This window comes from Streptomyces sp. BBFR102 (assembly GCF_051397025.1).
In the GTDB taxonomy this organism is placed as follows: domain Bacteria; phylum Actinomycetota; class Actinomycetes; order Streptomycetales; family Streptomycetaceae; genus Streptomyces.
This window is the reverse complement of the sequence record NZ_CP195757.1, coordinates 5,854,083-5,866,163: the sequence shown is the minus strand read 5'-3', so window position 1 is coordinate 5,866,163 and position 12,081 is coordinate 5,854,083. Positions and strand designations below refer to the sequence as shown.

The following is a 12,081-nucleotide window of genomic DNA, read 5'->3' as shown; positions in this document are numbered from 1 at the left end:
GATGCGAGCTGTCTTCTCGACCATCCTCCTCAGTTCACTCGGCTCCACGGTCCTGTGGCTGCTGCTGGTGCCCGACTTCGCGGCCCGGACCCACTCGGACGGGCTGGTGGGTCTGCTCGGCATGGAGCGGCAGGTGCTCGGCGTGGTCGGTGCGCTGCTGGTCGGTGTCTGGGCCGACCGGGGGCTGGTCCACCGCAAGTTCGCCCTGCTCCAGGCGATGCAGCTGGCGATGGCGGCGGTGTTCCTGCTGTCGGCGTGGGTGGACGCGGCGGGTCCCGGCTTCATCCTGGTGTGGACCGCGCTGCGGTTCGCGCTGGTGGGGGCCAGCTCGATCCTGGCCTACCGCATGCTGGCCGACGTCTCCGGCTCCAACTCGCAGGGCGCCGTGCTGCAGATGGTGACGTCGCCGCAGGGCGCCATGGTGTTCGCCGCTGTGATCTGCGCGGCGGTCCCGGCGTGGACGGCCGACACCCTGGTCGTGGCCCTGGTCTTCGACATCGCCGCCTCGCTGGTGGTGATGGCCTCGCTCATGGCCTCCCGGCAGAAGGCGGACGAGGGCACGTTCGGCTTCGACTGGCGCAACGTGCTGGGCCGGGGCGCCGACGCGGTCAAGAGCTACTGGCTGCCCGAGCTGTGGCCGTGGAACCTGGTGCAGATCGGGTTCCTGGCGAGCCTGTCGGGGATGATGGTCTACGCGAGCGTGCTGGCCGAGCGGCAGGATCTGGTCCCGACCGGTATGGCGTTCTCGGGGGCGTGGTTCTTCTACGGCCTGGCGTTCTGGGTGACGGCCCCACTGCTGCGCGACCCGGCGCGGGCGTGGCGCTGGGCGCTGGTCTTCGCCGGCGCCCTCACGGCCTGCGGCACGGTGAGCGCGGTGGCGGGCGGTACGGCGTTCGCCGTGCACATGGCCCTGTACGTCGTCCTCACCTTCGTCAACGCCTACTGGATCCACTTCACCAACGCCCGGATTCTCGGCCCCGCGCCGGCCGGCCGGATTGGCCAGGTCCGGGCCAGCATGGTCTTCTATCTCGGCGTGGTGTTCGGCCTCGGGGAGCAGTTCGTCGGGCTGGTGCTGGAGACGAGCTCCGGTCTGCTGCTGCTCGACCTGCTCCACGTCACCGGCGGCGTCGCGCTGGCGTGCGCGCTGCTCGTCATCCGTACACGTACCGGCCGCGCCCTCGTGCCCGCCGGTTGAGGAGAGGAGTACCACGATGTCCCCGGAGGAGATCGTCGACGGCCAGCTCGCGGCCTACAACGCCCGGGATCTGGAGCGGTTCCTCAGCTACTACGCCGAGGACGTACCGGTGCTGGCCTTCCCCTCGGGCGAGGTCCTCACCGACCGCTCGGGGCCCGCGTTCCGCGAGCGGTACGCCGCCCTGTTCGCGGGCAGTCCCGACCTGCACGCGGAGCTGGTCTCCCGTGTCACCCACGGACGGCTGGTGATCGACCAGGAGCGCGTCACCGGTTTCATGGGCGGTGAGGAACGGGCCGCGGTAGCCCTCTACGACGTGGGCCCGGAGCGTATCGAGAAGGTCTGGTTCGCCGTCTGACCCGCCTGTAGTCGCGGAGAACCCCTCGCACCCCGGCCCCGGGCCGTCCGTCACGCGGACAGCCCGGGGCCGGCGGCGCGGGCCGGGCATCCGCGAAGTGGCCCCCGGGCCGACGCGGCCGTCACCGCGCGCTTCTCCCCCTTCGCCTCAGGGCGCTCGTGTCCGAGGACGTCGAGCAGTGCCTCGTCCCGTTCGGTACCAGTGCCTGCGGACCTTCCGGGCTCCGGACCAGGTGTCCGCGCTCCAAGGGGGTCCTCGCCGCCCCTGCGGCCCCGGGTCCGGCCCGCCTCGCACCCGCAGGCGGTGTCGGCGCGGGCCTCTTGTCCCCCGTGCGAGCTACCCGCGATGGCCACCACGGGGGGATGTTTCGGGGCGGGGGTCGCGCCTAGCGTTTCCCCGGTTGAGGGGGCGGCTTGTGCCTCCGGTCGAGGATGGGAGACATCATGTCGCCGTGGGGCGCTACGTCGGTGCAGTGGTTGAAGCGTCAGTTCTCGCAGGCACCGTTCGCGTCGACGCGCGAAGTGTGGCCGACCGGGGTGCGGCTGGCCGTGCTGGTGGTGCTGTTCGTCCTGGTGACGGGGGTCACCGCGGGGATGCGGAGCATGGCGGGGGACAACCCGGTGCTGTCCCTGGTCTTCGGTGCGGCGGCAGCGGTGATCGCGCTGGCGGTCTACGCGGCGGCGGTACGGTTCCTCGAACAGCGCCCGGTGTCCGAGCTGGACACCGCCGGCGCGGTGCCCGGCGTCCGCCGCGGTGCCCTCGTCGGCCTCGGGCTCTTCACCGCGACGCTCGCGCTGATCGCTCTGTTCGGCGGATACGGCACCCGGGGCGGGGTGTCCCTCGGCGGCGCCCTCACCGTCCTGGGGATGATGGTGGGCGTCGCGGTCGTGGAGGAGATCCTCTTCCGCGGCATCGTCTTCCGCCTCGTCGAACAACTCACCGGAACGGTGGGCGCGTTGGTGATCTCCGGCGTACTGTTCGGAGCGCTGCACCTGGTGAACTCCGGTGCCACGGTGTGGGGTGCGCTGGCCATCGCGGTCGAGGCGGGCCTGATGCTCGGCGCGGCGTACGCGGCCACCCGCACCCTGTGGCTGCCGATCGGCCTCCACCTGGGCTGGAACTTCGCCGTGAGCGGCATCTTCGGCGTCACGGTCTCCGGCAACCAGGACATGCCCGCCGGGCTGTTCCACAGTGTGCTGTCGGGTCCCGCCGCGATCACCGGTGGCGGCTTCGGCCCCGAGGCGAGCATCTTCGCGATCCTCGTGTGCGCGGTCCCCGCCGTCATGTTCCTGCGCTCGGCCAGGCGTCAGGGACGCCTCTACGCTCGTGGCCGGCTCCGGTCCGAGCAGACGCACACGCCCTCCTGACCCGTCGCCACGGGCCCCGGCCGCCGAACCGGCGGGGCTCCCGGTTCTCGGCGGGGAACGCGGGGCGGGGCCGCGCTCCCCGCCCGGCGGGGAGGGGCAACGGGGTGCTCATGCCCGGTTGCCTTCCCCTGCCAGGCCGGCCCGGTAGGCCAGGACCACCGCCTGGACGCGGTCGCGGAGGTCCAGCTTGGTGAGGATGCGGGAGACGTAGGTCTTCACCGTCTCGGGGCTGATGACCAGCGCGGCGGCGATCTCCGCGTTCGACAGGCCCTCGCTGATCAGGAGGAGGACCTCGTGTTCGCGTCTGGTGAGGGCCTTCAGGCGCTCGCGCTCGGGAGGTACGGGAGCGGCGGCGGGGCGCAGATGCTCGGCGTGGCGGCCGATCAGGGCGCGGGTCACGGCGGGGGCCAGGAGGGATTCGCCGCGGGCGACGGTGCGTACCGCGTTGATCAGCTCGGGCGGTGCGGCGTCCTTCAGCAGGAAGCCGCTGGCGCCGGCGCGCAGGGCCTCGTACACGTAGGCGTCGACGTTGAAGGTGGTGACGATCAGGATCTTCGCGGGGCTGAGGGAGTCGGGGCCGGCCAGGTGGCGCGTGGCCTCGATGCCGTCGAGCAGGGGCATGCGGATGTCCATGACGATGACGTCCGGCTTCAGCTCCTCGGCGCTGCGGATTGCCGCCCTGCCGTCCGTCGCCTCCCCCACGACCTCCATGTCGGGCTGGGCGGACAGGATCGTGACGAATCCGGCGCGCACCAGGGCCTGGTCCTCGCAGATCAGCACCCTGGTCGCGGCGGGGGGAACACTCATGCGGCACCGCCGGTGGGAATGCGTGCGTGTACGCGGAAGCCGCCTTTGGGGTGAGGACCTGCCGTGAACTCGCCGCCCAGCGTCTCCACCCGTTCCCGCAGGCCGTTCAGGCCCCGGCCTCCCGAAAGGTGGGGGCCGCCGCGCGGGGCGGCGGGTCCGGGCACGTCGTCGGCGGTACCGGAGGTGGTGATCTCGACCTCCGTCCAGCCGGGGGTGTGCGTGAGGCGTACCCGTGTCGGCCGGCCCGCGGCGTACTTGACGGCGTTCGTGAGGGATTCCTGCACGGTGCGGTAGGCCGCGAGCCGGGCGCCCGTGGCCATGGCCGGCTGTTCCCCCTCCTCGACCAGTTCGACGGGCTGACCACCCGCGCGCGTCTGCTCCACCAGATCAGTCACCTGCCCCGGCATCGGCGTCCGCTCATGAGGTTCCGCGTCGCCGGTGGCTTCCAGCACTCCCAGCAGGAACCGGAGTTCCGCGAGCGCCAGACGGCCGGTGCTGTTGATGGCCTCCAGTGCGCCGTTGAGCCGCTCCGGCGACGCGGTGAGATATTGGGCCGCGCCGGCCTGCACCACCATCGCCGTCACGTGGTGCGTCACCACGTCGTGCAACTCCCGGGCCATGCGGCTGCGTTCAGCGGCTATGGCCACCTGTGCCGACAGCCGCCTGCGCGCGGCCTCCCGGCCTCGCTCCCGGCGGACCAGGGCGCCCAGTCCCCATACCGCCGCCAGAATCGTGGGGAAGAGCAGATAGTCGATCACGCCGGCGGGCGAGCCCAGCGTGTACAGGACGACACCGAAGAGCACGTAGGCCCCCGTCGCGGCCAGCGGTACGGTCCACCGCAGACGTGCCCGGTGGACGCCGGCGGAGTACAGCGCGACGTACAGGCCCAGGCTCCCGAAGGTCGGAGGGCAGCCGAGGCACTGGTGGACCGCGAACGACGTGCCCACCACGGCGAGGCAGGCGCCCGGCCACCGGGTCCGCACAGCGACCGGCAAGGACTGGCCCAGGGTGAGCAGCACACTGGCGGCGGAGACACCGTGAACGGGGAGGTCGCCGAACTGCGCCCCGACACGCGACAGCGGGGGCATGAACGACAGCACCGTGAAGACGAGCGCGAACTCCCGGTCCTTGACGGCGGCGGGGCGCGCTTCCCACCACCGCAGCAGCAGGCGCAGCCGGGCGGACACGGCGGCCGACAGCCTCGCGGGCGCGGAAAGGTCCCTGGCCGGTGCCGATGACGCCAGTTCGGCGCCTGGCGGGAACGCCGCCGGCTCTGGGGGCCCCGACCGGCCCGGGAGGGACACGCGGTCCGGCCGGGCCGAGGACGCCGGGTCCGACGGCTCACGCACTGCTTGGTCTTCCATCTTCACCCTGATCGGTCAAATCCTGTGTCGAACGGGACGCGGCACAGGCGGTGGCGGGGCGGCCCGCGACCGCCCCGTCCGGTACGACCCGTCCGGCGAGCGCACCACACGGAACCACGTGGCCGGCCGGCCCCGCAGGGAACATACTCACAGTTCCCTCGGGGCGGCTGGACGCGGCAGTTGCCCTGGCCGGTGGTGACGATACGCGGTGCTGTCCGCCCGGATCATCCCGGTGCCGAAGGCGGCGACCACCCGCCTCAAGCGGTACCTCGGCGCGCTGTTCCCGGGTGGGCGCTGTCCGGGCTCGTCGTCCGCTGTCCCGGTCAGCGCCGGAACCGGTCGGCTGCGCGCCTATTCCAGTTCGTGTGCGTAGGGCGGTTCGGCGCCCGCGCGGGTGCAGGTGATCGCGGCGGCCCGGGCGGCGAACCCCAGTACGTGCCGCCAGGTGTCGGCGGACAGTCCGGCCAGGGCGTCGGCGGACAGCAGGTCCCGTTCTGACAGGGCGTGCAGGAGGGCCGCGTTGACGGTGTCACCCGCGCCGATGGTGTCGACGACCCGGACGTGCTCGCCGGGCACCGCGTACTCGGCACCGCCGCGCGTGTGGACCGTCAGGCCGGCCTCGCCCCGGGTGACCACGACGGCGGACGGCCCGGCCTCCAGCCAGCCCGCGATGTCGTTGCCGAGCCATCGCGCGTCCTCGTCACTGAGCTTGACCAGCGAGACCGACGGCAGCAGACGGCTGAAGCGCGCCCGGTAGGCGTCCGGGTCCGGGATGAGGCCCTCGCGGATGTTGGGGTCCAGAGCGATGAACCGCCCGAGCCGCGCCTCCCGGTGCATGAGCTCCTCGTACGCGCTCGCTCCCGGCTCCAGCACCAGCGAGCAGGTACCGAACGACACCGCCCTGACCTCGTCGGGGAACGGCGCCGGCAGCGTGAACAAGCGGTCGGCGGTGCCCTGGCAGTAGAAGGTGTACTCGGCGGAGCCGCTCTCCCTGACGGAGGCTACGGCCAGGGTGGTCGGCTCCGGCCCCCGCTGCACCAGGTCGAGGCCGACCTGTTCCTCCCGCAGACGGTCGGCCAGCATCGCGCCGAAGGCGTCGGTCGAGATCCGTGAGCAGAAGGCGGTGGCGGAGCCGAGGCGGGCCAGCGCGACGGCCGTGTTGTGGGGCCCGCCTCCCCGGACGGGCAGGAGCGGCGCCGAGACGTCTGCGGCGGTCTCGGGCACCAGGTCGATCAGTGCCTCACCGGCGACAGCGATCACTGCGGGTTCCTTTCACAGATGGCGGAAGGGCGAAACTCCCCCGAGGGGCGGGCGCGTCGGCTCCGCTTCGCGTGGGCGACGGGTTTCAGGCGGACCTCACGGCGCGGCGGCGGTGATGAGCACCTTCACGTGCTCCGGTCGCAGCGAGGCGGCGAACGCCTCGGCCGCTTCTTCCAGCGGATAGGTGGCGGTGATGACCTCCTCGGCGTCGACGGCGCCGGAGGTGATCAGGTCGATGGAGGCGCGGTAGTCGTCAGCGGTGTACATGAGAGTCCCCTCGATGCGGATCTCACGGTCCTGGACGAGGTCCAGCCGGACCGGAGTGGTGCCGGCGGCCCCGACGCCGACCACGACGATCTGGCCTCCCTTGGCCACGAGGTCGGTCGCCTGGGCCATGGACTGTTCGCGGGCGACACAGTCGAAGACCACGTCGGCCGGACCGCCGAGGACTGCCTGGGCCTGTGCGGTCAGATCGGCCGCGTCGGCCGGGAGCGCGTCGGTGGCGCCGAGCCGGACGGCCCGCTCCCGCTTGGTGTCCAGCAGGTCGGTGACGACGATCCGCGCGGCACCGGCCTGCCGTGCGGCGGCCAGGACGAGCAGCCCGATGGGCCCGGCGCCGAGGACGGCCACCGCACGTCCGGTGAGGTCACCGGCCTTGGCGACGGCGTGCACGGGCGTGGCGAGTGGTTCGACCAGGGCCGCCTGGATGTCGGACATCGTCTCGGGTACCCGGTGGACGCGGCCGGCGTCGATCGTGAACAGGTCGGCCATGCCGCCGGGAGTCTGGCAGCCGAAGACCCGCAGGTGCTGGCAGATGTTGTAGCGGCCCGAGCGGCACTGGTCGCACCGGCCGCAGTACAGGTTGGGCTCGATGATCACGCGGGTGCCCGGGGTGAAGTCCTCGGCACCCTCGCCGGCGGCGGCGACCACGCCGACCACCTCGTGTCCGGGCCGGTAGGGCAGGTCGATGAAGGGGTGGTGTCCGAGGGCGGCGTGCGTGTCGGACCCGCACACCCCGATGAGCGTGCTGCGGACCAGGAGTTCGTTGTCGCCGGGCTGGGGGGTGGGCACCTCCTCGATGCTGATGTCGTCGATGGACCGGACGAGCACACGGCGGTTCGGCTGAGGCATGTCGGTGAGTTCCTTTCGGTGTGGCCTGGCTTCGTGTGGCGCGAGGCGGGTGCGGCGCGGTGGAGCCGTTCGGGCCCGGCGCGGTCCTGGCGTCGCGGCCGGGGCAGGGCGTGGCCGGGGTGGCCCGCGGACGGCCATGGTGGATCATCAGCACGGAGACGCGTGCGGGCCCGGGGCGCCGCCCGTAGGGCCGCCCCGGGCCCGCACGCCTTCCGCGCCGGCCGGCCCGGCGTACCGCGGCCCGGGACGACGACGGGGACGGGCTCCGTCCCGTGACTGCTACGGCTGCGGCGTCAACTCGGGGTCCCGGCCCTTGGCGGCCTGGGTACGCCGAGGAGCGGTTTCGCGGATCGCGGTGATCGCGACGACCAGGGTGACGGCGGCCAGGAACATCACGTAGAAGGACGGGGCGAGCTTGCTGCCGGTGCTGGCGACCATCCAGGTGGCCACGTAGGGCACCGTGCCGCCGAACGCGGAGACGACCAGGTTGTAGGGGATGGCCATCGCACCGCTGCGAATCCGTGCGGGGAACTGCTCGGCCATCATCGCGCTCAACGCACCGTCGAACACGGCGATCAGGAGGCCGAGGAGCAGCATGGCGCTGATGGCCGCCGCGAGGTTGCCGAGCGACATGAGGTAGAACGCCGGCCAACTGCACACGACGAAGCCCGCGCTGCCCGCGATGAGCATGGGCTTGCGGCCGACGCGGTCGGAGACGGCGCCCATGACGGGCACCGCGATCGCGGTGATGCCGATGGCGATGGTGGTGGTCGTGAAGGTTTCGCTGCTGCTGAACCCGAGGTCCCCGCTGAGGAAGCTCGGCAGGAAGGAGACCAGCGCCCAGTGCCCGATCGCCTTGAGGAGGAGGATGCCGCAGAGCACCAGCATCGCCTTGTACCCGGTGCGGAACGCCTCCTTCGTCGGCGATTGCGCGACCTCGCCCTCGGCCTCCATCTCGCGGAACTCCGGGGAGTCCGCCAGCTGGACCCTGAGGTAGAGACCGACCAGGCCGAGCGGGAGCGCGAGGAGGAACGGGATGCGCCAGCCCCACTCGGTCATCGCCCCGTCGCCGAGCACGTTGATCAGGACGAGCGCGAGCGCGGAGCCGGCGACGGAGGCGACGAAGCCGATCCCGTCCATCCAGCTCGTCATGTACCCACGACGGGTGCGGGGCGAGTGCTCGAAGAGCAGGGCCACCGCGTTGGAGGTCTCGCCGCCTGCGCCGAAGCCCTGCAGCATCCTGGCGAGCACCAGCAGCACGGGCGCGAGAATGCCCACGCTGTCGTAGGTGGGCAGCGCGCCCATCGCGAAGGTGGAACCCGAGGTGAGCAGGACGACGATGACCAGAGTCCGCTGCCGCCCGATGCGGTCTCCGAGCGGCCCGAAGAAGAGGCCGCCGAGCGGCCGGAGGACGAACCCGACGGCGGAGACGGCGAAGGTGGCCAGCAGGCCGGCCGTCGGATTGTCGGAGACGAAGAAGTTGGCGGCGAGATACACGGCCAGCAGCCCGTAGGTGCCGACGTCGTACCACTCGATGAAGTGGCCTATGCCCGCCGCCACCAGCACGTTGCGGGCCTGGGGGCTGATTCTCTGGTCTTCCGCATCGTCATTGTTGCGCATCGGGTTCTCCTGAGACGTTCTCATGTCCGGGCGGCGTCACACGGCCGCCCTGGTCCTGAATCGCTGTCCTGATCTTCTGGGGGTCCAGCTGCCGCGGCTGCTCTCCGCCGGTCGCCGCGAGCGCGGCGGCCACACCTGCGGCCTGGCCTGTGGCGGCACAGGTGGCACCCACCCGTGCCGATCCGAGCGCCTCGCGGTCCACCGAGATGCACCGGCCGGCCACGAGCAGGCCGTCGGTGTTCTGCGGCAGCAGGGCACGGTAGGGAATCTCGTACGGGAGCGGCACGTACATGGCGTGGACGCCGACGTCGCCGGCCTGGTGCACGTCGATCGGCCAGCAGCCCACGGCGATGCTGTCGTCGAAGCGGGCGTTGGCGCGGATGTCGTCGCCGGTGAGCGTGTACGCGCCGACGAGGCGCCGGGTCTCGCGGACGCCGATCTGGGTGCTGGTGTGCAGCAGCCGTCCCTCGGCGAAGGCGGGGCTGTGCTCGCGCAGGGCGTCGAGGAGGACGACGGAGTCCTTACGGCCGGTGATCTCGGCGCGGGTGAGCTCCTCCGCGTCGGACGCGTCGCCCACCACGCGGGTGGTGTTGACCCAGGCGATGTCCTTCTCCATGCCGCCGAACCACGGGCCGCCGAACGGCGGCAGCTCCCCGCGGGTCCTGGCCTCCCTCATGGCGTCCACGTCCAGGTCGATGTCCCGGCGGGTGGAGGCGTACCGTCCCAGCAGCGGCTGCTTCAGCAGCGTCGCTTCGGGGCCGATGGGAATCCGCACCGACGCGTTGTGCTCGCGCTCGGGGTCCGGGTTCACGTTGCCCACCCGGAACGGCATGGTCATGGGTTGCAGGGTGTTGCCCTTGACCCAGTCGGAACCGGCGCCGGCCACGACGTCGCCGTTGCCGGTGCAGTCCACGGTGACCGAGGCCCGGATGGCACGCCGGCCGTCCACGTTCTCGACGTACACGCCTCGCACGGCGCCGTCCTCGACGATGGGGCGGGCGCCCCAGCTGTGGAGCAGGAGGCCGATGCCCTCGGCCTCGATCATCTCGTCGGCGACGCGCTTCATGACCTCCGGGTCGGAGTTCAGCACCCAGCCGTCGCCGTCGACCGCCCCGTCCTGCTGCGCGGCGCGGGCCAGCCACTCGGCGGGGACGCCCTCCACGCAGCGCTGGTACGGGCGCAGCCAGGAGTTGTAGCCGGCCAGCGTGAGGACCATGCCCGCGGTCCACATGCCGCCGAGGAAGCCGTGCCGCTCGACGAGGAAGGTGCTCGCCCCCGTCCGCGCCGCGGCGACAGCGGCGCATACTCCGGCCGGTCCGCCGCCGACGACCAGCACGTCGACGTCGGCCACCACCGGGATCTCCCGGCCCTGTTCATAAACCGTCAGTCGTTCCGCCGAATTCGGCATCGTCATGGTCCTCTCAGTTCGATTCGTGTGGATCTCGGCCACCGGCCGAGGCGCGGATCTTCAGTTCCGGCGGAAGGCAGATGCTGGTAGGGGGTGCCGTCGAGCCCTGGATGCGCTCGAACAGCAGGTCCGCGGCCCGCGCTCCGATCTCGTCGGCCGGCGGGCGAACGCTGGCCAACGCGGGTTGGAGGTAGGCGGCGAAAGGCATGTCGCCGTGGCCGATCACCGCGACATGAGCGGGTACGTCGATGCCCTTCTCGGCCAGCGCGCGGTACAGGCCGAGGGCGAAGTAGTCACTGCCGGTCAGTACCGCCGCGCCCGGTTCGAGCCTGCTCACCAGCTGCTGGGCGCACTGGTAGGCGGCATCGGGTTCCCACGGCAGCACGCGCCGCCCCCGCACGGACTGCGGCACCAGAGTGATGGCGCCGTCACCGGGGAGGCCGCGTTCGGCGAGGGCGCGCTGGAAGCCCGCGCGCCGCTCGGCCGCCGAGGAGAACGGCACGTCCTCCTCCATCAGGTGGACGCTGGTAGCACCGGCGTCCAGCAGGTGGGAAGCCGCTTCGTAGGCCCCGCGCTCGTGGTCGACCCCGACGAAATCGCACGCGAAACCGTCCAGTCCGCGGTTGACCAGCACGATCGGCACCCCGGAGTCCCGCAGTCGCCGCCAGTGCTCCGCGCCCTCCTGGACGGGGATCACCACGGCACCGTCCACGCCCCACCGCAGGAGCGCCTCGGCGGCGTCCCGCTCCGTGTCCAGGTCCTCCTCGGTGACCATGAGCAGCAGCGAGTAGCCGTTCGCCCGGCAGCGTTCCTCGACGGCGCTGATCAGCAGCGAGTAGAACGGGTTGGCCGGGTGGGTGATGACCATGCCCAGCGTCATCGCCGAGCCGGACACCAGCGACCTGGCGATCGAGTTGGGGACGTAGCCGAGCCGGTCGGCCTCGGCGCGGATGCGTGCGCGCAGCTCCTCACCGACCGAGTCCTTGCCCGCCAGGGCGCGCGACACGGTCTTCACGGAAACCCCGAGCGACTCGGCGATCGTCTTGAGTGTCACGCGTCCGCCAGCAGGCATCGTGTGCCCTTCCTGTGGTCGACCAACATGTGGGTAAACGTTTACCCTCACTGCCGTGGCAAAGGTGGGTAAACGTTGGGGTCAGCGATTACCTTAAGGACCGACCCATCCCCCGTCAATGCCCGTCCTCGCTGCAGATCGCCACATCCCGACGCTCCGTGCCCGGGGACTTCGGACGCGCCGGGCCATCCGATTCCGGGGCGCACGTACTTCACGGCCGGTGCCGCGGACGGCGGGCCACGACTGTCACCGGCCGCGGCCGACCGGCTCCGGTCGGTGAGCCGGCATCGCGGGCCGGAGTGGGCATCGCTCCGCGGGAACGATGGTCCGTGGAGCCGGCCTGCGCGCAGGCGCGCGTCTCGTGGCGGAACCGGCGGCGTTCACCGAGCGGTTCGCGGTCTCCCCGCGCGCTCGCCTCCGAGGAGGGGCTCCTCCCGGTCGCCGCCCACGGCCTGATGCTCGACAGGGTGGCGGGTGACCTGCGGTGAGCCTCCGCCAACTT

At 71.9% G+C, this 12,081-nt stretch carries 10 protein-coding genes; 3 read left to right on the top strand and 7 right to left on the bottom strand.

Annotation, left to right across the window (positions count from 1 at the left end; translation table 11 throughout):
• The first annotated feature begins 1 nt into the window (after position 1).
• The 3 genes from ACSLIC_RS26035 to ACSLIC_RS26025 all read left to right on the top strand — a co-directional run bounded on the left by ACSLIC_RS26035 (position 2) and on the right by ACSLIC_RS26025 (position 2,917).
• Positions 2 to 1,195 (top strand): hypothetical protein, encoded by a 1,194-nt coding sequence (locus ACSLIC_RS26035; RefSeq protein ID WP_436740140.1) that lies wholly within the window; start codon positions 2 to 4, stop codon positions 1,193 to 1,195.
• A gap of 16 nt (positions 1,196 to 1,211) precedes the next feature.
• Positions 1,212 to 1,550 (top strand): nuclear transport factor 2 family protein, encoded by a 339-nt coding sequence (locus ACSLIC_RS26030; RefSeq protein ID WP_436740139.1) that lies wholly within the window; start codon positions 1,212 to 1,214, stop codon positions 1,548 to 1,550.
• Positions 1,551 to 2,026: 476 nt separating this feature from the next.
• Positions 2,027 to 2,917 carry a CPBP family intramembrane glutamic endopeptidase gene (locus ACSLIC_RS26025; protein ID WP_436740138.1) on the top strand — a complete coding sequence of 297 codons (891 nt, stop codon included), beginning with the start codon at positions 2,027 to 2,029 and terminating at the stop codon, positions 2,915 to 2,917.
• 108 nt (positions 2,918 to 3,025) lie between these two features.
• Here ACSLIC_RS26025 and ACSLIC_RS26020 read toward each other — a convergent pair whose 3' ends face one another.
• The 7 genes from ACSLIC_RS26020 to ACSLIC_RS25990 all read right to left on the bottom strand — a co-directional run bounded on the left by ACSLIC_RS26020 (position 3,026) and on the right by ACSLIC_RS25990 (position 11,561).
• On the bottom strand, positions 3,026 to 3,724 hold the full coding sequence (locus ACSLIC_RS26020) for a response regulator (protein WP_436740137.1): 699 nt from the start codon (positions 3,722 to 3,724) through the stop codon (positions 3,026 to 3,028).
• A complete protein-coding gene (locus tag ACSLIC_RS26015; RefSeq protein WP_436740136.1) occupies positions 3,721 to 4,911 on the bottom strand; it encodes a sensor histidine kinase in 1,191 nt (396 codons plus the stop codon). The genes ACSLIC_RS26020 and ACSLIC_RS26015 overlap by 4 nt, the downstream gene beginning before the upstream one ends.
• A gap of 528 nt (positions 4,912 to 5,439) precedes the next feature.
• Positions 5,440 to 6,348 carry a carbohydrate kinase family protein gene (locus ACSLIC_RS26010; protein ID WP_436740135.1) on the bottom strand — a complete coding sequence of 303 codons (909 nt, stop codon included), beginning with the start codon at positions 6,346 to 6,348 and terminating at the stop codon, positions 5,440 to 5,442.
• Positions 6,349 to 6,444: 96 nt separating this feature from the next.
• On the bottom strand, positions 6,445 to 7,479 hold the full coding sequence (locus ACSLIC_RS26005) for a zinc-dependent alcohol dehydrogenase (RefSeq protein WP_436740134.1): 1,035 nt from the start codon (positions 7,477 to 7,479) through the stop codon (positions 6,445 to 6,447).
• Between the two features lie 279 nt (positions 7,480 to 7,758).
• Positions 7,759 to 9,099 carry an MFS transporter gene (locus tag ACSLIC_RS26000; RefSeq protein WP_436740133.1) on the bottom strand — a complete coding sequence of 447 codons (1,341 nt, stop codon included), beginning with the start codon at positions 9,097 to 9,099 and terminating at the stop codon, positions 7,759 to 7,761.
• A complete protein-coding gene (locus tag ACSLIC_RS25995) occupies positions 9,086 to 10,513 on the bottom strand; it encodes an FAD-dependent oxidoreductase (RefSeq protein ID WP_436740132.1) in 1,428 nt (475 codons plus the stop codon). The genes ACSLIC_RS26000 and ACSLIC_RS25995 overlap by 14 nt, the downstream gene beginning before the upstream one ends.
• Positions 10,514 to 10,520: 7 nt before the next feature.
• Positions 10,521 to 11,561 (bottom strand): LacI family DNA-binding transcriptional regulator, encoded by a 1,041-nt coding sequence (locus ACSLIC_RS25990; RefSeq protein WP_436740131.1) that lies wholly within the window; start codon positions 11,559 to 11,561, stop codon positions 10,521 to 10,523.
• Between the last annotated feature and the right edge of the window lie 520 nt (positions 11,562 to 12,081).